Here is a 24,089-nt window from a genome sequence, read left to right on the forward strand (position 1 = left end):
CTGACCTGCACAGTTGTCATCTGTGAACGCGTTGCGTAACCCCTACCCAAGAGACCCTATACCCTCAAAAATTTTAGTGTGACGCTCATCACACCGTTACAAAAACGCTACAAACGCGAAGAAACCCCCTTCCCTGACCCGGACTGAACCGGACTCAAACGGAAGGGGGTTTTAAGCGCTGTTGCGCCTAGATTCTACTTGCGCTTGCGTTCAATAGCGCCAGCATCACGGTCGGAAGCGTCCTTCTCGGCCTCGAGGGCGCGGAGGGTCTCCACCTCCTCGTGGTGGTTAGCACGCTTGATCTCGTTGCGCTTCGCGGTGATCGCCGGGTCATCCGGCGAGAAGACACCGGAGGTCTCCGAGTCGGCGTAGCCGAGCTCGTTGAGCTGCTTCGGCACACGTGCACCGGCGTACTCCAGCGGCAGCTGGTGGCCGTCGGCGTCGACCGGGCCCAGCGGCTGGTGCACACCGACGAAGGCGCCGTTCGGCAGCTTCTGGATGATACCGGTCTCAATACCGTGCTCCAGCACCTCGCGGTCGCTGCGCTGCAGACCAACGCAAATGCGGTAGGTGATGAAGTACGCCAGCGGCGGCAGGACGATCAAGCCGATACGGCCGACCCAGGTCATCGCATTCAGGGAAATCTGGAAGTGGTACGCGAACAAGTCGTTACCGCCGGACAGCGTCAGGAGCAGGAAGAAGACCAGGCCCATGACACCGATGCCGGTGCGCACCGGAACGTCGCGCGGACGCTGCAGCAGGTTGTGGTGCGCATCGTCGCCGGTGACCTTCTTCTCGATGAACGGGTAGGTCAGCAGCAGGACGACCATCAGGCCTGCCAGCAGTGCGACCCAGAACACGCCCGGAATGGTGTAGTTGCCCAGGTAGAGCTCCCACGCAGGCATGACACGGGCGGCACCGTCAGTCCACAGCATGTAGATATCCGGCTGCGAACCAGCGGAGACCTGCGACGGGTTGTACGGGCCGATATTCCAGATGGCGTTAATGGTGGTGACACCGGCCATCAGAGCGAGAACGCCGAAGACCAGCATGCCGAAGCCCATGGCCTTCACGGCGAAGACCGGCATAATGCGGATGCCCACGACATTGTTCTCGGAGCGACCCGGGCCCGGGAACTGAGTGTGCTTCTGGAACCAGACGAGCAGCAAGTGCGCTGCAATGAGCGCGAGGATGATGCCCGGCAGGATCAGCACGTGAAGGATGTAAAAGCGGTCCAGCATGAGATCCGACGGGAAGTCGCCGCCGAACATTGCCCAGTGGAGCCAGGTGCCGATGATCGGCAGACCCACGATGATGGCGGACATGATTCGCAGACCGACACCGGAGAGCAGGTCGTCCGGCAGGGAGTAGCCCATGAAGCCCTCAGCCATGCCCAGCAGGATCAGGGTGACACCGATGATCCAGTTGGCCTCACGCGGGCGACGGAACGCGCCGGTGAAGAAGATGCGCATCATGTGGGCGAACATCGCCATCATGAACATCAGGGCGGCCCAGTGGTGCATCTGGCGGACGAAGAGACCGCCGCGGACCTCGAAGGAAATATTAAGTGCCGTCGCGTATGCGCGCGACATTTCCACACCGTTGAGCGGCAGGTAGCCGCCGTCGTAGATGACCTTGGTGATGGACGGGTCAAAGAACAGGGCCAAGTAGACACCGGTCAGCAGGAGGATGATGAAGCTGTACAGCGCCATCTCACCCAGCATGAACGACCAGTGGGTCGGGAAGACCTTGTTCAGCTGCGGGCGGAGAATGCCCGAGATCGTGTACCGCGAGTCAATATTGTCCGCGGCTTGTTCCAGTTTCGTGCTCATTATGACTTACGCTCCCAGAATGCCGGGCCGACGGGCTCAATGAAGTCCCCGCGGGCGATGAGGTAACCGTCTTCGTCGATTTCAATAGGCAGCTGCGGCAGAGCGCGGGCCGCCGGACCGAAGACCGGCTTGCCGTGCTCCAAAGCGTCGAACTGCGACTGGTGGCACGGGCACAGGATGCGGTTGGTCTGTGCCTCGTACAGAGAGGTCGGGCAACCGATGTGAGTGCAGATCTTCGAGTAGGCGTAGTAGTCGCCGTAGTGGAAGTCCTCCTGGCCCTCGCGCTCGAGCACCTTGGCGGCGTCGGAGGAACGCAGGCGAATCAGCATGACAGCGTTGCGCGGGCCGTGAATCGAGTGCATGTGATTCTCGTACACGTCACGCTCGGCGTCGTACTTATCGCCGTCGTTGACATCCTCTTCAAGGAGCGGGAAGACCGTCTCCATGGCCGCTGCGTCAAGGTCCTCCGGGCGCATACGCACCAGACGGGACACGCCTGCGGTGCTGTAGTGCTTACCGGCCTCGGTGTCGTGCAACTCGGCGACCGCGGCGGTGTCGCGACCCAGGTAGAGCTTCTTGCCTTCGCGGGCCAGTGACCAACCCTGGGTCCACAGGGTGCCGTCGCCGTTGTAGTTCATCTGGTGACGGACACGCCACGGATTCTTGATGATGCCACCGAGCGGGGCGATGATGACCAGACCAGCCATCAGACCAGCGCCGCCGAGCAGGCCCTTCATGACGTTGCGACGACCAAGGGTGGAGGTCTGCCAAGCATCGTTCAGAAGTGCCGTCGTGGTGCGACGGTCGAGTTCGGAAGAGCGGCCGTCGTGACGGCGCTGAACCGCGATCTCCTCCGGCACGAACTTCTTCACGTACTGGACGATTGCCACACCGAGGGAAACGAGCGACAGACCCGAGGTCAGACCCAGCAGCGGGGTGTACAGGCTGTACATCCCCAGACCTTCCTGACCATGGAAGCGAGCCTCCCAGGGCCAGAACAGGTACACACCCAAGAAAGCGAGACCAGTGATGATGGACAGACCCAGCCAGATGTTGATGCCAGCTGCGGCACGCTTTTCTGCCGGATCGTTCTCGATCGGGAAGCGTTCCTTGCGGTACGCCACCGTGACGTCGTCAAGCTCGGTGCCCAGTGCAGCGAGCTCAGCGTTGCTCATCTTGTCCAGCTCTTCGCTGGTGTAGTTCTTCTTTAGTTCATTGCTCATGAGCGCGATCCAATCCACATTGCGGCTGCACCGACGAGGGTGACGCCAATGATCCACATAGCCAGACCCTCAGCCACCGGGCCGATACCGCCCAGTGCCCAACCAGCCGGGCTCGGGGTCTCCTTCGACGACTTGATGAAGGCGATGATGTCGCGCTTCTCATCCGCCGTCAGCTGACGGTCGGAGAACTTCGGCATGTTCTGCGGACCGGTCAGCATTGCCTGGTAGATCTCCTGCTCGTTGGCGGGATCCAGATACGGCGCATACTTACCGGACGACAGCGAGCCGCCGCGGCCGGTGAAGTTGTGGCAGGACGCGCAGTTGAGGCGGAACAGCTCGGAACCGCGTGCAACGTCAGCGGCCTGAATGTCGCCATCAAAGTTCTTACCGCGCAGCTCTTCCATAGCGATGGAGCCGTCCTCGTTGTACACGAGCTCCGGACCGCCGCCATTTGCTGCAACATATGCGGCCATAGCCAGCGTCTGTGCCTCGGAGTAGCGCGGCTTCTTGCGCTCAGCCTGCGCGTCGTTCGACATCATCGGCATGCGGCCGGAGTTGACCTGGAAGTACACGGCGCCCTCGCCGGTACCGATCAGAGAAGGACCACGGTCCTTCACGCCCTGCAGGTTCGCGCCGTGGCAGGTGATGCAGGCCTGCTCGTAGAGGTCTTTGCCTTCCTGGATCAGCGCTTGGTCATCGCGTTGGGCGGTGGCAACCTGCGCATCCGGAGTCAGGGCCGTAGCCAGCAGGCCGGCACCCGAGAGACCGATGCCGAGCGCCAGTGCGCCGGCCGCTGAGCGGCGCATCTTGCGGCGGTTCCGCGCCTTCTTTGGGGTGTTATCCATGTTGTTCCCTTAAGCGAAATCGGTGGTTAGTGCTTACGTCCGAAAGGCCGCGCTACTGAACCAGGTAGAGAGTAACGAACACGCCGATCCACACGACGTCGACGAAGTGCCAGTAGTAGGAGGTCACCATGGCGGCAGTAGCCTGCGCCGGGGTGAACTTCGACTTGGCCACACGGAGGATCACGACGACGAACGCGAGGATGCCCGCGGTCACGTGAGCCATGTGGAAGCCGGTGATGATGTAGAACACCGAGCCGTAAACACTGGACTGCGGGGTGATTCCCGCCATGACCATCTCGGTCCACTCAAATGCGACGAGGCCCAAGAAGACCACGCCGAGCGCGATGGTCACGGTGAACCACTTGCGCAGACCGAAGACATCGCCCTTCTCAGCGGCAAAGACGCCGAACTGAGACGTGACCGAGGAGGTCACCAGGACGACGGTGATGATCGTGCCGAAGACCACGTTGAGGTGGTCCGTCTGGTTCGACCAATCGCCGGTGGACATGCCGTTTGCGCGCGAGGTGAAGTACATCGCGAACAAGCCGGCGAAGAACATCAATTCTTGGGCGAGGAACACGATCGTGCCCACGCTGACCATGTTGGGACGGTTCAGCACGGGAAGACGATCGGGCGCTGTCGCCATACCTGGGTTCGTTGTTGCAGTCGTCACGCGTAACAGTATCGCCTTTTTGAACCATAAAGTCACCTTGTTCACCCCCGAATTTTTCATGTGAGCACGACGCGGACCTGCCGTTTTCTTTTCGTTTCCTGCGCGTGTCGGTCCACATAAAAGTTGCGGGAACTATTTCGGCACGCTTTACGACGTTCATCGGTGCAGGTCATCGGCTAACGCTTACGAGCACACTTCGCCGGACCGAAAACCGCCTAAATCCCGCTACTGTCTTTCGGAAAATAATCGGAAATTTTTTAGTTCCCGAGTGTGACTGGATTCACACATGCGCCCTGCCGAAACGCCCGATCCCCCAAACTTTCGTATGACCCCCCGCATTTCAGCCACACTCCCCCACCGCGCACGTGTGAAAAAGCACGCATAAAAAATCCCCGCACCGTGGAGATCATCGGTGCGGGGTTAGGCGCGTGAAGCGTCGAAGGCGTTTAGTGCTTCTCGCGCGGAATGCCGTACTGCAGGTTCAGCTTGGTGGTCGCCCAGATGAGGATGACCGCACCAACGGCCAGCAGCCACAGCTGCCAGAAGGCAATGCCGAAGGCCATGAGGCAGATGCCGCCGGTCATAGCGAGCGGCCAGATGGAGCCCGGGGAGAAGAAGCCCAGGACGCCTGCACCGTCCTCGACCTCAGCCTCCTCCCAGTCCTCCGGAAGAACATCGCTGCGGCTCTCGGTGAAGTTGAGGTAACCGCCGAGCATGAACGAGAAGGCAGCTGCCAGGATCAGTGCGACACCGCCGGCCCATTCGTAGCCGTAGAGGTATGCGTCATCGCCGACGTAGTTGGTGGCGAATGCGTAGATGACCGCCATGATCGTCAGGAAGACGCCGTTGGCGTAGAAGACTTTTGCTCCAGCTCCCATTGCTTTTCCCTAGCCTCTCTTAGACGTTCTGCACGGCGTTGTCGCCGCCGCGGGTACCGGTTCGGTCGGAGTTGAACGGACGGGTGGACGTTGCGAACGGCTCTTCGCCGATGGATGCGAGGGCCTCGGAGTTAGCCGCGTCGGGGTTCTCCTCGCGGAAGCGCATGTAGTCGCGGAACTTCTCCGGGGAGACCGCGCGGATCTCGAAGTTCATCATTGCGTGGTAGGTACCGCACATCTCGGCACAGCGGCCGACGAATGCGCCTTCCTCATTGATCTGCTCGATCTGGAACCTGCGCTCCTGCTGGTTCTTCTCCGGGTGGGAGTAGACGTCGCGCTTGAACAGGAACTCCGGAACCCAGAACGCGTGGGACACGTCGCCGGATGCCAGACGGAACTCGATCGGAGTGTTGGTCGGAAGAACCAGCACCGGAACTTCCTCGGTCGTGCCGACAGTCTCAATCTTGTTGAAGTTCAGGTAGGACTTGTCCGACATCGAGTTGCCGTGGATCGGGTTCGCGTTGTGAACGTCCTCCGCATCCTTCTGGGACTCGTCGGCGATCTTCTGACGCTCTGCATCAGTACCGTCATAGTCGGAACCAGTCGGCGAAAGCTCCGGACCGACGTGGGCATAGCCGAACTTCCAGTTCCACTGGAAACCGGTGACATCAACGGTGACTTCCGGATTCTTATCCAGAGCGACGACCTTGGTCTGCGCCTGAATGGTGAAGAAGAACAGCACCATCACGATGATGATCGGGACGATGGTCAAGCCCAGCTCCAGCGGAACGTTGTACTGCAGCTGCTTTGGGAATTCCCCGGCACCCTTCTTCTCGCGGCGCTTACCACCCCACGCGAAGATCGCGTAGAGGAAGATGCCCCACATGATGATGCCGATGATCCATGCGGCGAGCCAGACCCACACCCAGAAGTTGTACATGCTTGCACCTTCAGGGGTGATGGGGTCCGGCCAGCCCATGTCGAGCAAGTTCGACAATGCGCTCGGCGGTTCAGCCTCACAGCCGGCGAGACCGAAGCCGCTCAGGGCGAGCAGCCCTGCGACTCCGAGCTTCTTGGCCAGGCCACGGTTCTTTGCCGTATCCACGTGTGTCTGCCTTCCTGTCCACACAAACGAAAAAGCTGTGAATACCCTTCAATCCTCTCCCCCGGCTGACAGCCAGCATGGGGCGAGCAGAGCAGAATATTCCTACCAAGTCAGAATAGATTATCCGCGCCCCGGACCTAACCCGCCGCGGTCCGCATGTTCAGCCAGCCCAATCAACTGCTGCGACCGGCGACCACACCGATCCGTTTACCCGCTGGTAACCGGCCACGTCTTCAGTGCTGGACATCGGAGCCAATCCGGCAATGTGCCCGTCGTCACACTATTCGCCAGAAATATCAACCGGAAGTTGCACCCCTATTGGGGACGGGCTAAAGGTTGGCTGACAGCTCCACCTGAGCGCCTCACAGCAAGGCCCCGCGCCACGCGGACGCGCGCTAATTCCAGTCGTGCCGGATGCGGCTTCTATTGTGGGTAGAGCTGAACTCACTTTCCTTAAATGACCAACTAAGGAGCCATTCCCATGTGCGGTCTTCTCGCCATGCTGACCAGCTCGTCTGACGCCTCCCGTTTCGTGGATTCCGCCGAGCGAGCTCTCCCCTGCTTCTACCACCGCGGCCCGGACGCTGCGGGCACCTGGCACGACGAGGATGCCCTCTTCGGCTTCAACCGCCTCGCCATCATCGATCTCGAGCACTCTCACCAGCCGCTGCGCTGGGGTCCGGCAGAGAATCCGGAGCGCTACGCCCTGACGTTCAACGGCGAGATCTACAACTACGTCGAACTGCGCGAGGAACTCACCGCCGCCGGCCTGACCTTCAATACAGGGGGCGATTCCGAGACCATCGTGGTGGGCTACCACCACTGGGGCAAGGACGTGGTCAAGCACCTGCGCGGCATGTTCGCCTTTGTCATCTGGGACACCGAAACGCGCACGATGTTCGTGGCCCGCGACCAGTTCGGCATCAAGCCGCTGTACTACGCCACCACCGACGCCGGTACAGTCTTCTCTTCGGAGAAGAAGGCCATCATGGAGATGGCAGAGGAACTCGGTCTGGATTTGAGCCTTGACCGCCGCGCTATCGAGCACTACGTCGACCTCCAGTACGTCCCGGAACCGGAGTCGCTGCACTCCTCTATCCGCCGTCTCGAGTCCGGCTGCACTGCCACGCTCACCCCGGGTGTCCACGTCGACGCGAAGCGCTACTTCAACCCGCAGTTCAATGTCGTCCCAGTGACCAAGGGCAAAGAGCACGAACTGTTCACGAAGATTGCCGGGGCGCTGGAGGATTCCGTCGCAAAGCATATGCGTGCTGATGTGACCGTCGGCTCCTTCCTCTCGGGCGGCATTGACTCCACTGCGATCGCGACGCTGGCGAAGCGCCACAACCCGGACCTGCTCACTTTCACCACCGGATTCGAGCGCGAGGGCTACTCCGAAGTCGACGTCGCCGCCGAGTCCGCAGAAGCGATCGGTGTCGAACACATCGTGAAGGTCGTCTCCCCCGAGGAATACGCCGATGCAATCCCGAAAATCATGTGGTACCTCGACGACCCTGTTGCGGACCCGTCGCTCGTTCCGCTGTTCTTCGTCGCGCAGGAGGCGCGCAAACACGTCAAGGTCGTGCTCTCCGGTGAGGGTGCCGACGAATTATTCGGCGGCTACACCATTTATAAGGAACCGCTCTCCCTCGCTCCCTTCGAGAAGATGCCCGATCCCCTGCTGAAGGGCCTGAACAAGCTCAGCCAGGTTCTGCCTGAGGGAATGCGCGGCAAGTCCCTGCTCGAGCGCGGCACCACCCCGATGGAGACGCGTTACTACGGCAACGCCCGCTCCTTCAATTACGACCAGCTGCGTCGCGTACTGCCGTGGGTGAAGCCGGAATGGGACCACCGCGAGGTCACCGCACCGATCTACGCCCGCTCGAAGGACATGGATCCGGTCGCGCGCATGCAGCACCTCGACCTGTTCACGTGGATGCGCGGCGACATTCTGGTCAAGGCCGACAAGATCAATATGGCGCACTCCCTCGAGCTGCGCGTGCCGTTCTTGGACAAGGAAGTCTTCTCCGTCGCCGAGACCATCCCGCACGACCTGAAGATCGCGAATGGCACCACCAAGTACGCGCTGCGCAAGGCCATGGAGCAGATCGTTCCGCCGCACGTGCTGCACCGCAAGAAGCTCGGCTTCCCGGTACCGATGCGCCACTGGCTCGCCGGCGATGAGCTCTACGGCTGGGCGCAGCAGACCATCAACGAGTCACAGACCGACGACATCTTCAACAAGCCCGAGGTGTTGGAGATGCTCAAGGAGCACCGCGACGGTGTCTCTGACCACTCCCGCCGCCTGTGGACCGTGCTCGCGTTCATGATCTGGCACGGCATCTTCGTCGAGCACCGCATCGACCCGGGCATCGAGCAGCGCGACTACCCGGTGCAGCTCTAACGCTCCCCTCAGACCCCCGTTACCCCGCCTCGCGGCACATCCACCGTGCCTGCACGCGGGGTAGTGCTGTCTCTACCTCGATTGCATAAACAGAGCTACTGACTCTACCTACGCCCCGCTGTTCAATGAGCACCATGACAACAACACAGCCAGCCACGACTCAACCAAAGCCAAAGAAGACCGGACGCAGGATCCTGACCGTGATCGGGGCGCTCTTTCTCGCGGCCGTGCTCGTCGCTGCAGCCGCCACGTATTTCTACGGCCCCGCAGTCAGCGCAATGACGACCGGCAAGGCACGCTTCCTCGGCACGGATTCGCCCAAACGCTACACCTCCACGGTGCTGCAGCTCGCCGAACAGGGCATCTACAGCGATTCGGAGGAATTCGCGGCAGCCAGCGAGCACGCGAAGGAGGTGGCCAAGGACGCAGATTCGGTCGACGAGGTGCGCGCAGCGCTTGACGACGCCATTCATGCTGCCGGCGGCAAACACTCCCGCCTGTTCTCCCCGGAAGAAGCCGAGCAGCGTGTCGCCGATTCCGATGCTCCGGGTAGCGCCGGCGGTGCGGGGCCTGCTGTCGACGTGGACGGTGGCGTCGTCGTCGCGACCGTGCCGGGTGTCTCCCGCCACGCTGACGTGCAAAGCTACGCCGACACGCTCGCGGACGGGCTGACCCAGGCACGCGACAGCGGCGCATGTGGCGCGATCGTGGATCTGCGCGGCAACGACGGCGGCGACATGGGGCCGATGCTGGCCGGCCTGTCCCCGCTCATCCCTGACGGCACGGCGATGGAATTCGAGTATTCCGGCCGGATGTCGCCGGTGACCGTAGACGGCAATTCCGTATCCGGCGGCGGCACTCCCCTGTCCACCCACGGCGGCAAATGGGACGCCCCGACCGCAGTCCTGGTGGACGAGGAGACCGCATCTTCCGGCGAGGCGACCATGCTGGCATTCCGCGGACTAGACAACTCCCGCAGCTTCGGCACCCCGACGGCCGGCTTCGCCTCGGCGAACACTGTCTACGACTTCCCCGACGGCAGCGAACTGATGCTCACCATCGCGAAAGACCGCGACCGGGAGGGCCAGACTTACGCTGAAGACCCGATCGAACCCGACACGAAGACCGAATCAGGCGATGCAGCCCTCGCCGCGGCTCAGAAGTGGCTGCGCGACGAGCACGGCTGCAGCTAGTTCCGCCTGAACCCCGGCCCTGGGATCACAGGGCGCTGTGCCGGCACAAACCGGAAGGGCCCACAAACCAACAAAAACGCGCCCCGCACAAAACGGGGCGCGTTTTCATCGTTCGCTGGCAGCGTGCCAGCTGACTCTTAGTTGAAGGAGTCGCCGCAGGCGCAGGAGCCGCCGGCATTCGGATTATCGATGGTGAAGCCCTGCTGCTCGATGGTGTCAGCGAAGTCGATCTCCGCGCCCATCAGGTACGGAACGCTCATCTTGTCCACCACGAGGCGGACGCCACCGATGACATCGGACTTGTCGCCTTCGAGGTCACGGTCGTCGAAGTAGAGCTGGTAGCGCAGCCCAGCGCAGCCACCCGGCTGAACGGCGATGCGCAGGGACAGGTCGTTGCGGCCTTCCTGATCCAGCAGCGCCTTCGCCTTGGCGGCGGCTGCCTCAGTGAGCTTGACGCCGGTTGCGGAAGTCGGTGCAGTCATGAACGTTTCTCCTTGCCTACGAATCGTTTCAGGTTCCCGAGCCTACTCCCGGCCGGCACCTGGATGCTAGTACACCCTAACTTGCGCTGGTCACTGCTCAAAAACGAGACAATAACGAAACCTGAGCGTGATACCGCGCTTGTATATTCGTTCAACACCACGCTGCGCACCCGTATTCCCACCAGCCCACGGCGGTTTTGTAGCCTAGAGTGCGTGAAACTTCCCTGGCAGAAATCCGATGCCCGCGCGGCAAAAGGCGCAGCCGCCAATAGCGGCTCCACCAAGCTCGACCTCGGCGACAACGCCAAGGACACCAAGAAGGCCTCTTCCGCGAAGAAGAACTCGGCGAAGAAGAACTCCGCCTCCACAGCCCAAGACACAAAGCAAGGCGACAAGAGCGACCGCCCGCTGGGCAAAGACGGCAAGCCACTGCCGAAGGGCTACACCCCACCGAAGGGGCGCCCGACGCCGAAGCGGCACGACCAGGAGGTCAAGCGCGGTGTCGTGCGCGACCCGAATGCCATGTCCAAGCCGCAGCAGGCGCAGAAGCGCAAGGAGCTGAAGGCCTCCATGTCCAAGGAGGAGTGGAAGGACTACAAGAAGCAGGAGCGCGCCGAGCGCCGTGAGCGCAACAAGGAAATCCAGGCTCGCATGGACGCAGGCGACGAGCAGTACTTGATGGAGCGCGACCAAGGCGACGTCCGCCGCTACGTGCGCGACTGGGTGGATTCCCGTCGCTTTTTGGCCAACTACATGCTGCCCACGATGGTCGTGCTACTCGCCATCATGCTTCTGGGCACTTTCTTGCCGCGCGTCGCGGAGATTCTGTCGCTGGTGTCCATGATCTTCATCGCAGCGATCTTCGTCGAGGCCGTGCTGATCGGCCGCCGCGCGAACCGCGCTGTGCGCGAGAAATTCCCGGAGACGGACGAGACGGGCTTCGGCCTGGGCATGTACGCCTACTCGCGCGCCTCCCAGCCGCGCGGTTGGCGTACCCCGAAGCCGCAGGTCGCAATCGGTTCCAAGGCGTAGCGCCAGGGAATAGCGCAGAAAGCAGGCCATGTCATCATGAGCGTTTCGCTGGACTTCAACCCAGTCCCCATGCCGGACAGTTCCGCTGAGGCACGGGTGCGCGCCGCGATGACGGAAAATCCGCGCGGTGTGTCGTTCGGCAGGCTCGCAGGGATCGGCGCATGGTTGGCAGGACGCCAGGGAGAAGCGCCCCCGCGGCCTGTTCAATCGCCGAAGATCGTCGTATTCGCCGGCGACCACGGCATCGCCTCCCGCGGGGTATCCGCATACACGCCGGAGGCATCGGTTCTGCAAGCCGATGAGATTGACGCGGGTGCAGCTCCTGTGAACACGTTGGCGCGCATCGCCGACGCCCCGGTGGAGCTCGTCCGCGTGAGCCTCGCCGAAGCCGGATCGCTCATCCGCGAAGCGTCCGGCGCGATCGATGTCGAGGACGCCATGAGCGACGACGAGCTCGTTCGCGCCGCAGAGCTCGGCAGGACCATCGCTGACACGGCAATCGATTCCGGGTGCGATCTCGCCGTGATCGGCGACATCGGAGTGGGCAACACGACGGTTGCCGCGGCGGTCATCGGCACGCTCACCTTCACCGAGCCCGTCGTCGCGGTCGGCCGCGGCAGCGGCATCAATGACGAGACCTGGAAGATCAAGGTCACCGCCGTGCGCGACGCGATGTTCCGCGCACGCGAGATCAATGACGATGTCGCGGAGGTCCTCCGCCGCATTTCATCGCCGGATTTTGTCGCGGAGGTCGCGTTCATCGCGCAATGCGCGGCACGACGTACGCCAGTGCTTATCGACGGCGCGTTTCCCGCAGCCGCCGCCTACACCGCCGAGCGACTCGCCCCCGGTGTGAAAGAGTGGCTGCTCGCCGGCCAGCTCAGCCCAGAGCCCTGCCACACTGTGTGCCTGAAGGCCCTGGATCTGACCCCGGTGGCGGCACTCGACATGACCACCGGCCAGGGTGCCGGCGGTGCCGCTGTCTTGCCGCTCGTCACCGCGGCTACGGAGCTCGTCGCCGACGAGATGCGCTCCCAGAACAGCGCCGAGCAATAGCTGAGCTGTAACAGCGCACCCCTACTTCGCGGGCACGAGCGTGTGCAGCCAGCCGTGGGTGTCCTCGTGCTCGCCGCGCTGAATCTTGGTCAGGCGCTCACGCATCTTCATCGTGACATCGCCGGCCTCATTGTCGTTGACGGTGAAGTCGATCCCGTTGCCGACAACGTGGCCGACCGGGGTGATCACGGCAGCGGTGCCGCACGCTAAGGTCTCGGTCAGCTTGCCGTTGGCAACGTCGGTCATCCAGTCATCGACGGAGATGCGGACCTCTTCCGTGTCATAGCCGAGGTCTTCGGCGACCTGCAGCAGCGAGTCACGCGTGATGCCCGGCAGCAAGGAGCCGGACAGTTCCGGCGTGACCACCTTGACGCCATCGTCGCTCGAACCGTAGACGAACATCAGGTTCATGCCGCCCATCTCCTCGATGTAGGTGCGCTCAATCGCATCCAGCCACACGACCTGGTCGCAGCCCTGCTCCTGAACTTGAGCCTGTGCGAGCAGCGACGCAGCGTAGTTACCGGCGAATTTCGCGGCGCCGGTACCGCCCGGCGCGGCGCGGACATAGTCCTCGGAGATCCACACCTTGACCGGCTTGATACCGCCGTCGAAGTACGCACCCGCCGGGGAGGCAATGACGTAGAAGGTGTAGGAGTTCGCCGGTTTCACACCGAGGCCGACCTCGGTAGAGATCATGAACGGGCGCAGGTACAGCGCAGCCTCGCCGCCAGCCTCCGGCACCCATGCCTCATCGATCTCGACGAGCTGGCGCAGGGACTCGAGGAAGTACTCGTCGGGAAGCTCCGGCATAGCCATGCGCTGCGCGGAGTTCTGCATGCGGTGTGCATTCTGCTCCGGGCGGAAGGTAGCGATGGATCCGTCCGGCTGACGGTACGCCTTCAGGCCCTCGAAGATCGCCTGGCCGTAGTGGAAGACCATGGCCGCCGGCTCGAATTCAAGCGGCGCGTACGGCTGCACGCGGGCATTGTGCCAGCCCTCGTCCTCGGTCCAGTCGATCGCGACCATGTGGTCGGTGAATTCCTGGCCAAATTTTGGATCTTTGAGAATCTCCGCACGCTGCTCGTCGCTCGCAGGATTCTCGTTTTCTCGCACGGTGAATTCCAAGTTCGTCATGCCTCCCAAGCATACGCTGGCTGTCAGCAGCCGCAGCCAGTTTCCGGGCACGGTACTGGCGTAGGATCGGCCGCGAGAATCGCACGTACTGATTGTTTTTAGAAGGAGTATGCGTTCAATGCTTCCTCACACCACCGGTGTTCTTCCCTCCCACGGCACGCTGCCCGACGTCGACTTCGCCGCGACGGCAGACAGCACGCTTATCGACGGCGCGGCGCGCCTCATCCCCATCGCCCAGGGCGACGCGCTGGAGCTGCCGGTGTCGGCATTGACCCGCGATGGTTTGCTGGAAGCACTGGAAGCTGTGGGGGCGACGGGCGCCCACGGCGAGATCACCAAGGTGGTTCTCGACGGCGTCCTCTATATCTCTGTCGGTCTCGGCGAGGACACCTCCGCGACCTCCGTCCGCCGCGCGATGGGCGTTGCTGCCCGCTCCTTGACAGGCATTGACCGCGCGGTCGTCTCGGGTGAATTCGGTGTCGGCGTCATCGTCGAGGGCCTACTGCTCGGCGGCTACAGCTACTCCGGGTTGAAGACTAGCCACAGCGAAAACAGCGAGAACAGCCAAGACAGCGAAAACACTGAAGCAGAGAAGACCGGGGACACATCCTTGGCTATCACGGTGCTCGGCCGCGAAGACGAGCGCGAGGAATTCGAAACTGCTGCGACAATCGGCCATGCCGTTGCTCTGGCACGCGATCTGGTGAACACCCCGTCGAATCTGCTCTATCCGGATATCTACGCCGCTCACGCAGAGAAGGTCGCCACCGATGCCGGCTTGGCTGTCGAGATTCTCGACGATGCGCAATTGCGTGGGCAGGGGTTCGGCGGCATCACTGCTGTCGGCCAAGGCTCCGAGCACGCGCCGCGCTTGGTCCACCTGACGTGGGCTCCAGAGAACGCCTCCGCCGAGACATCGGTCGCGCTGGTGGGTAAGGGCATCACCTTTGATTCCGGCGGCATCTCCATCAAGCCGTCAAACGGTATGGAGCAGATGGTGATGGACATGGGCGGTTCCGCAGCCGTGCTCGCTACTGCGTGCGCCATCGCCGCGCTGAATACTCCGGTGCGAGTAGAGGCCTGGATGCCGCTCGCGGAGAACATGCCGTCCGGTTCTGCGCAGCGACCAGGCGACGTGATCACCCATTACGGGGGTATCACGAGTGAGATCATCAACACAGACGCGGAAGGCCGACTCGTGCTCGCTGATGCGATTGCACGCGCCTGCGAGGACTCCCCCACCCACCTGATCGAGACCTCCACGCTCACCGGCGCGCAGATGGTCGCCCTGGGCAAGCGGACCTTCGGCGTGATGGGCAGCGACAATCTGCGCGACCGTATCGCCGAGAACGGCCGCGACATCGACGAACCTGGCTGGGCAATGCCGCTGCTGGAGGAGCACGAGGACGAGATTTCCTCCAAGGTCGCCGACGTGAAGAACGCCAACAGCGACCGTTTCGGCGGGATGGAATTCGCAGCTACCTATCTGTCCCGCTTCATCGGCGACGACATTGAATGGGTCCACGTGGATGTGGCGAGCCCTGCCTGGAATACGGGCGCGCCCCACGGATTCACCCCCGGCCGCGCTACCGGCGTTCCGGTGCGGACGCTGGTGGAGACCATTCGCGGCCTCGCCTAACCCAGCCCTTCTTCCAATGAATCCCCAGTTAGGGGGATGTTCTACTCACCGCGCTCGAACCGGGCGCGGCGTTCTTTTTGTTCGGCACGCTTGCGCAGGATGCGCTCCTGCTCCATCCGCTTGCGCATGCGGTCGGGATAACCGGTCTCCTCGACGTCGTAAAGCGCGATGCCCAGTTGTTTCGCGACCACGTCGATGCCCTTCGGTCCGCCGATCCGGCGACGGGTGAATTCCCCGTTCTCCGCGACAAGCACAACCGACATTTCGTTGACCAGCGTTTCCGGTTCAACAAACCCTTCAACGAAGGCGTGCTGTGCGGTCCACTGCTCGAGGTACCTAATGTCTTCCGGCCGCACGGTCTCGCCGGGGCCGCGAGGCGGCTTGATCGGCGAGTTCTTTTTGCGGGAACCGAAAATATTGAACACGCACCACATCATATAAGGCGATATAGAACACACCCCAAAGCAGACATCTGCGCACGCACCATAGTGGCTAAGCAGGTACGCTGGTGGCGTATCAACGTCTGCAATTTTTTGAGGAGACTCCATCAACATGGCTCACTCTGTAGAGATGCCCGAGCTGGGCGAATCGGTCACCGAAGGCACCATCACCACGTGGCTGAAGGAAGTCGGCGACACCGTCGAGGTCGACGAACCTTTGCTCGAGGTCTCCACCGACAAGGTCGACACCGAGATCCCGTCCCCGGTCGCCGGCGTTCTGCTGGAGATCAAGGCTGAGGAAGACGACACCGTCGAGGTCGGCGAGGTCATCGCCATTGTCGGCGACGAAGGCGAGAAGCCCTCCGACGATTCCGACGACGACGCTGCTGCTTCCGAGGATAAGGCCGAGGACGAGAAGAAGACCGAGTCCGCACCGGCGAAGAAGTCCGGCGGTTCCGGTTCCGCTACCGACGTCGAGATGCCGGAGCTCGGCGAGTCCGTCACCGAGGGCACCATCACCACCTGGCTGAAGGAAGTCGGCGACGAGGTCGAGGTCGACGAGCCGCTGCTCGAGGTCTCCACCGACAAGGTCGACACCGAGATCCCGTCCCCGGTCGCAGGCACGCTCGTTGAGATCCTGGCGCAGGAAGACGACACCGTTGAGGTCGGCGAGGTCATCGCCCGCGTCGGCGACGCTGACGCAGTTGCTTCCGGCTCCGACGATTCCGCTGACGAGGCAGAAGAGGAAGAGGCCGCGGCTCCGGCAGACGCTCCGAAGAAGTCTGCACCGAAGTCCTCCTCCGACAAGAAGGGTTCCGGCGAGTCCACTGAGGTCGCTATGCCGGAGCTCGGCGAGTCCGTCACCGAGGGCACCATCACCACCTGGCTGAAGGAGGTCGGCGACCTCGTCGAGGTCGACGAGCCGCTGCTCGAGGTCTCCACCGACAAGGTCGACACCGAGATTCCGTCCCCGGTCGCAGGCACCCTGCTGGAGATCCTCGCCGACGAGGACGACACCATCGAGGTCGGCGCCGCGATCGCACGCATCGGCGATGCCGAGGCTGCTGACGATTCCTCTGACGACGCTGAGGACGAGGAAGAGGAGAAGCCGGCTCCGAAGAAGGAAGAGCCGAAGGAAGAGAAGAAGGCTGAGCCGAAGCAGGAGAAGAAGGCTGAGAAGTCCGCTTCTGCCACCACCTCCGCGAAGGTCAACAACGGCGGCAAGGTTCCGTACGTGACCCCGCTGGTCCGCAAGCTCGCTGAGAAGCACGGCGTCGACCTGAACTCCGTCGAGGGCACCGGCATCGGCGGCCGCATCCGTAAGCAGGACGTCCTCGCCGCTGCCGAGGGCGGTTCCGCTAAGGGCGCATCCGAGGCCACGGACACCAAGGCTGCTGCAGAGTCCGCACCGAAGGCTTCCGGCCCGCGTGCACGCTGGTCCACTAAGGCCGTCGACCCGGCCAAGCAGGAGCTCATCGGCACCACGCAGAAGGTCAACCGCATCCGCGAGATCACCGCTGCGAAGATGGTCGAGTCCCTGCAGATCTCGGCACAGCTCACCCACGTGCAGGAGGTCGATGTCACCCGCATCGCCGACCTGCGCAAGAAGGTCAAGCCGGCATTCGTCGAGAAGCACGGCGCGAACATCACGTTCCTCGCCTTCTTCGTCAAGGCTGCGGCTGAGGCTCTGGTCTCCCACCCGAACGTCAACGCCTCCTACGACAAGGAGACCAAGGAAATCACCTACCACGAGGACGTCAACATCGGCATTGCCGTTGACACCCCGATGGGCCTCCTGGTGCCGGTTCTGAAGCAGACCCAGAACATGTCCCTGGCTGAGATCGCTCAGGGCATCGGTGACCTGGCTGCCCGCGCACGCGACAAGAAGCTGCGCCCGGACGACCTGTCCGGCGCGACCTTCACGGTCACCAACATCGGTTCCGCTGGCGCACTGATGGACACCCCGATCCTCACCCCGCCGCAGTCCGGCATCCTGGGCACCGGCGCGATCGTGAAGCGTCCGGTCATCGTCACCGAGGACGGCATCGACTCCATCGCGATCCGCCAGATGTGCTACCTGCCGTTCACCTACGATCACCAGATCGTCGACGGTGCTGACGCAGGTCGCTTCATCACCACGATCAAGGACCGCGTCGAGGCAGGCGACTTCGAGGACGACATGGACCTCTAAGTCCACACTGAACCTGGGTTCTTCAAACGGCCCGGCACTGACCACGACGGTCAGTTGCCGGGCCGTTTTATCTGCCAAAACGCTCCTTGAGCGCAGTCGATACACTGGTTTTCATGTCACAGGATTCGACTGAGAACAACGCCAAGAACAACGCCAAGAAGAACAGCTACAAGTCTTTCCGCAACCACCCCGCCCACTTCATGGAGGAAGCGCTCGGCGGGCTCGTCGCCGCCCACCCGAATGCGCAGTGGCACGAGGAAGGCTTCATCGGGCTGGCAAAGGAGAACGACGGCAACGCCGACCGCCACGTCGCAGTGATCTCCGGCGGCGGTTCCGGCCACGAGCCGATGCACGCCGGCTTCATCGGTTCCGGCATGCTCGACGCAGCCTGCCCGGGACTGCTGTTCACCTCCCCCAACGCCGTCCAGATCACTGCGGCGACTGAATGGGCGGACCGCGGCGAGGGCGTCGTGCATGTGGTGAAGAACTACACCGGCGACGTCATGAACTTCACCGTCGCGGCTAATAGCTCCGACGCCGAGGTGGCCACCGTGACCGTCGCGGACGACGCAGCCACCGAGATCGACGAGGACGACGACTCCCCTGGCCGCCGCGGCACTGGCGCGACCATCATCGTGGAGAAGATCGCGGGCGCGTCCGCCGCACGCGGCGACGATCTGGCAACGGTCGCCGCGACCGCGCAGAAGGCCGCCGACCAGTCCCGCAGCATGGCTGTCGCGCTCATGCCGGGGCACCTTCCCACGACCGACCGCGAGACTTTCGATCTGGATGAAGGCGAGATTGAGATCGGTGTCGGCATCCACGGCGAGCCGGGCGTGGAGCGCCGCGACACCACGCTGGGAGAGGCACCGACCGCGGAAGCGCTCGTCGGCGAGCTGCTGGACGGCATCACCGAATCCCTCGGCAACGCCGATGTGGCGCTCGACGGCGCCGATGTCGTCCTGCTGGTCAACGGCCTCGGAGGCGTGAGCGAGCTGGAGCTGGATTTGGTCTTCGGTCAGGCCTTGGACCAGCTTGCGGAGCGCGGGGCGACGGTCCGCCGGGGCATTGTGGGAACCCTGGTCACCTCCATGAACATGGCGGGCGTGTCCCTGACCGTCACCGTCGTCGACGACGAGCTGCTGGAGCTCATCGACGCTGACACCGCGGCCCCGGCGTGGCCCGCGGTCGTCGCCGATCCGCAGTACTCCCCGGCCCTCATGGTCGACGACAGCGAGGCGCCGAATGACGGTGCCGAGAACGAGTGGCTGAGCGCCTTCGCCGACCGACTCGGTAAGTCCTACGACGACCTCACTGAGCTCGACCGTGTGGCTGGCGACGGCGATTTCGGCCAGAACCTCGAAGCGGCCTTCGGCGATATCGAGCCCCCGTTGAAGGGCTCAGACGCCGATGTTCTCGAGTTCTTCGCCCACCGCATGCTCGTCCGCGCTGGAGGAACTTCAGGCGCAGTGCTGGGCACGCTCTTCCGCGAGATGGGCGATGCCTTCGCCGACGCAGACGTGGATTCGCGCGACGCCGATGCCGCCGACTTCGCCCGCGCCCTGAGCACCGGCCTGAACAACGGCGTCGACGCGATCACCGCACTCGGTGGCGCAAAAGAAGGCGATAACACCTTGATCGACTCCCTCGCCCCCGCCGCGAAGGAAGCTGCGAATCTCGTCAAGGAGGCCGGAGCCAACACCATCGCCGAGGTTCTCGAGCAGCTTCATACCCCCGCTGTGGAGGGCGCGAAGTCCACCCGCGGCATGCAGGCTAAGAAAGGCCGTGCTTCTTACCTGGGAGAATCTGCCGCCGATGTGCCGGATCCCGGCGCGATCGCCATCACATGGTTGTTCGGCGAGGCAGCCGTCGACGAGTTCTAAAACACGGTTTTCTACACTCGTAGGCAAACGTAAAACGTGACGCACTAAATACTGAAGGAGCTAGTTGTCGTGGATTACATTTCCCGCCACATCGGCCCGACGGACAGCGAGCGCAGCATCATGCTCGACGCTGTGGGCTACAGTTCGGTCGATGAGCTGGTTGCCGCCGCTACCCCACCGGGCATCCTGGCGAAGGCACCGCTTGACCTGCCGGAGGCGCTGACGGAGCAGGAAGCCCAGAACCGCCTGCGGGAACTGGCCGGAAAGAATACGGTACTCAAGGCCTTCTACGGCCAGGGATTCTCCTCCACCATCACTCCCCCGGTGATCCGCCGCGGTGTCGTGGAGGATGCTGGCTGGTACACCGCCTACACCCCGTACCAGCCGGAAATTTCCCAGGGCCGCTTGGAGGCGCTGCTCAATTTCCAGACGATGGTGCAAGACCTCACGGGTCTGCCGATCGCGAATGCATCGCTTCTCGACGAAGCGTCTGCCGTCGCCGAGGCCATCGGTCTCATGTCCCGCAAGGTGAAGAAGGGCCGCCGCGTGCTTCTCGACGCACGTCTGCACCCCCAGGTCATCGCCGTCGCCGCAGAGCGTGCACGTGCTTTGGACCTCGAAGTGGAGGTCACCGCGCTCGACTCCAATCTGGTCGGTGAGGACTTCGTCGGCGTCGTTCTGGCCTACCCGGGCACCGAGGGCGATATCGTCGACCCGCGCCCGGTGATCGAGGCGATCCACTCCCGCGGCGGTCTTGCTACCGTTGCGGCTGACCCGCTGTCGCTGCTGCTCCTGGAATCGCCGGGCGAGCTCGGCGCGGACATCGCCGTGGGCACCACGCAGCGCTTCGGCGTTCCGCTGTTCTACGGCGGTCCGCACGCCGCGTACATGGCCGTGACGGAGAAGCTCAAGCGCCAGATGCCGGGCCGTCTCGTCGGTGTCTCCGTCGACGCTGAAGGCTATCCGGCCTACCGTCTCGCCCTTCAGACTCGCGAGCAGCACATCCGCCGTGAGAAGGCGACCTCCAATATCTGCACCGCCCAGGCACTTCTCGCTGTCACCGCGTCCATGTACGCCGTGTACCACGGGCCGGAAGGCCTGCGCGAGATCGCGCGGGACGTGCATGAATGGGCGGGGCGATTCGCGGCGTCGATAAGCAATGCTGGCTTGACCGTCAAGCACGACGCGTTCTTCGACACCGTGGCTGTCACCGTCCCGGGCCGCGCGCAGGGCATTGTCGACACGCTGGCCGACGCTGGCTACCTCGTGCGTGCCGTCGACGAGGACACCGTGGCTGTCAGCTTCGGCGAGGACACTGAAAACGCCGATCTGGCGGCGCTGCTCAACGGCTTCGGCATCATCGATGACCCCGCTGCTTCGGCGGTAAGTCACCTGCCGGATGCTCTCGCGCGCACCACCGAGGTGCTCACCCACGAGGTGTTCAACACCCACCACTCCGAGACGATGATGATGCGCTACATCCGCTCGCTCGGCGACAAGGACTTGGCGCTCGACCGCACGATGATCCCGCTGGGCTCGTGCACGATGAAGCTCAACCCGACTGCGGGCCTGGAGGCAATCACGTGGCCCGGCTTCGCAAATGTCCACCCGTTCACTCCCGACAAGTACACCGAGGGCTGGCGCGAGCTGATCGACGAGCTGACCGGCTGGCTGGTGGAGATCACCGGTTACGACGCAGTGTCCGTCCAGCCGAATTCCGGCGCCACGGGCGAGCTGGCCGGTCTGCTGGCCATCCGTCGCTACCACGTGGCTAACGGCGATACCGAACGCGATATCTGCCTGATCCCGGCCTCCGCGCACGGCACGAACGCTGCGTCGGCGACGCTGGCGAACCTGCGCGTGGTCGTTGTGAAGACCGCCGAGGACGGCTCGATCGACATCGCCGACCTGAATGCCAAGCTGGAGCAGTACGGCGAGCACATCGCCGCCATCATGATCACCTACCCGTCCACGCACGGCGTGTACGAGGAGACCGTCACCGAGGTCGCGGACAAGGTTCACGCTGTCGGCGGACAGGTCTACATCGACGGCGCGAACATGAACGCCCTGACCGGACTTGCCCGCCCGGGCGATTTCGGCGGCGATGTCAGCCACCTGAACCTGCACAAGACCTTCACCATCCCGCACGGCGGCGGTGGCCCGGGCGTCGGCCCGATCGGCGTCGGTGCGCACCTCACCCCGTTCCTGCCCGCCGACCCGCAGATGTCCGGTGCGGACGCGGCGAAGGAAGCCGCCGAGGGTGCCGGTGTGCCGATCTCCGCGACCACCTACGGCTCCGCAGGCGTGCTGCCCATCTCCTGGGCGTACATCGCCATGTCCGGTGCTGACGGCCTGGCTTCGGCCACCCGCAACGCGATCCTCAACGCCAACTACCTGGCGCACGAGCTCAACGACTCCTTCCCGGTGCTCTACACCGGCAACGCCGGTCTTGTGGGCCACGAGTGCATCATCGACCTGCGCGAGATCACCGATGCCTCCGGCGTCACCGCAGCCGATGTGGCTAAGCGCCTCGTCGATTACGGCTTCCACGCCCCAACACTCGCCTTCCCCGTTGCCGGCACGCTCATGATCGAGCCGACCGAGTCCGAGGACATCGCCGAGCTGCAGCGCTTCGTCACCGCGATGCGCTCCATCCGCGCAGAGATCCAGGACATCATCGACGGCAAGGTGGCTTACGAGGACTCCGTCATTCACCACGCGCCCTACACCGCGCGCAGCCTGGTCACCTCCAACTGGGACTACGCCTTCACCCGCGAGCAGGCCGCCTACCCGGTCGAGTCCCTGCTCACCGGCGGGAAGTACTTCCCGCCGGTGCGACGCATCGACGAGGCCTACGGCGACCGCAACCTCGTCTGCGCCTGCCCGCCACCGGAAGCATTCGACCTCTCCGCCTCCCCTGAGGACGGCGAGATCATCGAGCCTGTCGTCACCGAAGAAAACAGCAAGTAAAGGAGCACACACATGCCGCAGACTCCGCTGCACAGCAAGCACGAAGCGCTCGGCGCATCGTTCACCGACTTTGGTGGCTGGACCATGCCGCTGAAATACGGCAGCGAGCTCGAGGAGCACCGCGCCGTGCGCAACGCCGTGGGCATCTTCGACCTATCCCACATGGGCGAGATCGACGTAACCGGCCCGGATGCCGGCGCGTACCTCGACTACGTCCTCATCTCCAACCTGTCCAACCTCAAGGTGGGCAAGGCTAAGTACTCCATGATCGTCGACGAGAACGGCGGGATCCTGGATGATCTGATCACCTACAAATTCTCCGACGACCACTTCATGGTCGTGCCCAACGCCGCCAATACCGCCACCGTGTGGGCTGCCTTTGAGGCGCGCACCGAGGGCTTCGACGTTGAGATCCGCAACGACTCCGAGGCGGTGGCGCTCATTGCTGTCCAGGGCCCGGGATCGCTCGAGGCACTCACGCCCCTGCTTGCCGACGACCCGGCGCCCCTCGCCTACTACTCCGGCGCGTGGACCACTCTGAAGTCTGACGGCTCCGACGTGGAGGTCTTCGTCGCCCGCACCGGTTACACCGGCGAGGACGGCTTCGAGCTCTTCTGCCAGAACGAGGACGCCGAGAAGATCTGGGACGCCGTGATCGACTCCGGCATTCCGTGCGGCCTCGCCTCCCGCGACTCCCTGCGCTTGGAAGCTTCCATGCCGCTGTACGGCCACGAGCTCACCGCCGACATCACCCCGGTGGAGGCAGGCATGGGCCGTGCCTTTGCCAAGAAGGAAGCGAATTTCGTTGGCAAGGACGCCCTGACCGGACGCGAGCCATCCGTTGTCATCGCCGGCCTGACCTCCGAGGAGCGCCGCGCCGCCCGCGAAGGCGCAGAGGTCTTCCTCGCAGACGAGGACGGCTCTGACAACCGCATCGGCGTGGTCACCTCCGGCCAGCCCTCCCCCACTTTGGGCCACCCGGTCGCTTTGGCGCACATTGATCCCGCGCACGCTGAGCCGGGCACTAAAGTGGAGGTCGACATCAGGGGTAAGCACTACGCTTACACCATCTCTGAGACCCCCTTCTACTCCCGAAAGGACAAATAAGA

General features: G+C 63.3%; 18 protein-coding genes. 9 read left to right on the forward strand and 9 right to left on the reverse strand.

What is annotated here, in order from left to right:
* Positions 1-194 precede the first annotated feature (194 nt).
* The 6 genes from M3G19_RS03475 to M3G19_RS03500 all read right to left on the reverse strand — a co-directional run bounded on the left by M3G19_RS03475 (position 195) and on the right by M3G19_RS03500 (position 6,556).
* Positions 195-1,832 carry a cytochrome bc complex cytochrome b subunit gene (locus M3G19_RS03475; protein WP_259900455.1) on the reverse strand — a complete coding sequence of 546 codons (1,638 nt, stop codon included), beginning with the start codon at positions 1,830-1,832 and terminating at the stop codon, positions 195-197.
* On the reverse strand, positions 1,832-3,055 hold the full coding sequence (locus M3G19_RS03480) for a ubiquinol-cytochrome c reductase iron-sulfur subunit (protein ID WP_259900456.1): 1,224 nt from the start codon (positions 3,053-3,055) through the stop codon (positions 1,832-1,834). Before M3G19_RS03480 ends, M3G19_RS03475 begins: the two co-directional genes overlap by 1 nt.
* Positions 3,052-3,900: a c-type cytochrome gene (locus M3G19_RS03485; RefSeq protein ID WP_259900457.1), complete on the reverse strand. Its 849-nt coding sequence runs from the start codon at positions 3,898-3,900 to the stop codon at positions 3,052-3,054. The genes M3G19_RS03480 and M3G19_RS03485 overlap by 4 nt, the downstream gene beginning before the upstream one ends.
* Positions 3,901-3,952: 52 nt before the next feature.
* Complete coding sequence (locus M3G19_RS03490; protein ID WP_259900458.1) at positions 3,953-4,573, reverse strand: heme-copper oxidase subunit III; 621 nt, start codon at positions 4,571-4,573, stop codon at positions 3,953-3,955.
* Between the two features lie 446 nt (positions 4,574-5,019).
* Positions 5,020-5,451 (reverse strand): cytochrome c oxidase subunit 4, encoded by a 432-nt coding sequence (locus M3G19_RS03495; RefSeq protein WP_259900459.1) that lies wholly within the window; start codon positions 5,449-5,451, stop codon positions 5,020-5,022.
* A gap of 19 nt (positions 5,452-5,470) precedes the next feature.
* Positions 5,471-6,556 (reverse strand): cytochrome c oxidase subunit II, encoded by a 1,086-nt coding sequence (locus tag M3G19_RS03500; RefSeq protein WP_259900460.1) that lies wholly within the window; start codon positions 6,554-6,556, stop codon positions 5,471-5,473.
* Positions 6,557-7,037: 481 nt separating this feature from the next.
* On the opposite strand from M3G19_RS03500, the gene asnB reads away from it, so the two are divergent.
* Together asnB and M3G19_RS03510 are read left to right on the forward strand one after the other, a co-directional pair.
* A complete protein-coding gene (gene asnB / locus M3G19_RS03505; RefSeq protein ID WP_259900461.1) occupies positions 7,038-8,960 on the forward strand; it encodes an asparagine synthase (glutamine-hydrolyzing) in 1,923 nt (640 codons plus the stop codon).
* Positions 8,961-9,094: 134 nt separating this feature from the next.
* Positions 9,095-10,153: a S41 family peptidase gene (locus tag M3G19_RS03510; RefSeq protein ID WP_259900462.1), complete on the forward strand. Its 1,059-nt coding sequence runs from the start codon at positions 9,095-9,097 to the stop codon at positions 10,151-10,153.
* A 137-nt stretch (positions 10,154-10,290) separates the two neighbouring features.
* Here the strand turns inward: M3G19_RS03510 and M3G19_RS03515 are convergent, their stop codons facing one another.
* Complete coding sequence (locus M3G19_RS03515; protein WP_259900463.1) at positions 10,291-10,635, reverse strand: iron-sulfur cluster assembly accessory protein; 345 nt, start codon at positions 10,633-10,635, stop codon at positions 10,291-10,293.
* 213 nt (positions 10,636-10,848) lie between these two features.
* On the opposite strand from M3G19_RS03515, the gene M3G19_RS03520 reads away from it, so the two are divergent.
* On the forward strand, positions 10,849-11,667 hold the full coding sequence (locus tag M3G19_RS03520; protein ID WP_259900464.1) for a DUF3043 domain-containing protein: 819 nt from the start codon (positions 10,849-10,851) through the stop codon (positions 11,665-11,667).
* A 36-nt stretch (positions 11,668-11,703) separates the two neighbouring features.
* Positions 11,704-12,723, forward strand: a complete 1,020-nt coding sequence (locus M3G19_RS03525; RefSeq protein ID WP_259900465.1) for a nicotinate-nucleotide--dimethylbenzimidazole phosphoribosyltransferase — start codon at positions 11,704-11,706, stop codon at positions 12,721-12,723.
* Positions 12,724-12,744: 21 nt separating this feature from the next.
* Here M3G19_RS03525 and M3G19_RS03530 read toward each other — a convergent pair whose 3' ends face one another.
* Positions 12,745-13,857 carry a branched-chain amino acid aminotransferase gene (locus M3G19_RS03530; RefSeq protein WP_259900466.1) on the reverse strand — a complete coding sequence of 371 codons (1,113 nt, stop codon included), beginning with the start codon at positions 13,855-13,857 and terminating at the stop codon, positions 12,745-12,747.
* Between the two features lie 118 nt (positions 13,858-13,975).
* Here M3G19_RS03530 and M3G19_RS03535 point away from each other — a divergent pair, with 118 nt between their 5' ends.
* Entirely contained in the window at positions 13,976-15,496 is a 1,521-nt protein-coding gene (locus tag M3G19_RS03535) for a leucyl aminopeptidase (protein WP_259900467.1), read from the forward strand.
* 41 nt (positions 15,497-15,537) lie between these two features.
* Here M3G19_RS03535 and M3G19_RS03540 read toward each other — a convergent pair whose 3' ends face one another.
* Complete coding sequence (locus M3G19_RS03540; protein WP_210571571.1) at positions 15,538-15,921, reverse strand: oxidoreductase; 384 nt, start codon at positions 15,919-15,921, stop codon at positions 15,538-15,540.
* A gap of 127 nt (positions 15,922-16,048) precedes the next feature.
* Here M3G19_RS03540 and sucB point away from each other — a divergent pair, with 127 nt between their 5' ends.
* The 4 genes from sucB to gcvT all read left to right on the forward strand — a co-directional run bounded on the left by sucB (position 16,049) and on the right by gcvT (position 24,087).
* On the forward strand, positions 16,049-18,127 hold the full coding sequence (gene sucB / locus M3G19_RS03545) for a 2-oxoglutarate dehydrogenase, E2 component, dihydrolipoamide succinyltransferase (protein WP_259900468.1): 2,079 nt from the start codon (positions 16,049-16,051) through the stop codon (positions 18,125-18,127).
* A gap of 113 nt (positions 18,128-18,240) precedes the next feature.
* The gene (locus M3G19_RS03550) at positions 18,241-20,010 is read left to right on the forward strand and encodes a dihydroxyacetone kinase family protein (protein ID WP_259900469.1); all 1,770 of its coding nucleotides are present in this window, start codon (positions 18,241-18,243) and stop codon (positions 20,008-20,010) included.
* Positions 20,011-20,079: 69 nt separating this feature from the next.
* Positions 20,080-22,980: an aminomethyl-transferring glycine dehydrogenase gene (gene gcvP, locus M3G19_RS03555; RefSeq protein WP_259900470.1), complete on the forward strand. Its 2,901-nt coding sequence runs from the start codon at positions 20,080-20,082 to the stop codon at positions 22,978-22,980.
* 12 nt (positions 22,981-22,992) lie between these two features.
* Positions 22,993-24,087: a glycine cleavage system aminomethyltransferase GcvT gene (gcvT, locus tag M3G19_RS03560; protein ID WP_259900471.1), complete on the forward strand. Its 1,095-nt coding sequence runs from the start codon at positions 22,993-22,995 to the stop codon at positions 24,085-24,087.
* The last annotated feature ends 2 nt before the right edge of the window (positions 24,088-24,089 follow it).

Origin of the sequence: Corynebacterium sp. p3-SID1194, assembly GCF_025144155.1 — a bacterium.
Lineage (GTDB): Bacteria > Actinomycetota > Actinomycetes > Mycobacteriales > Mycobacteriaceae > Corynebacterium.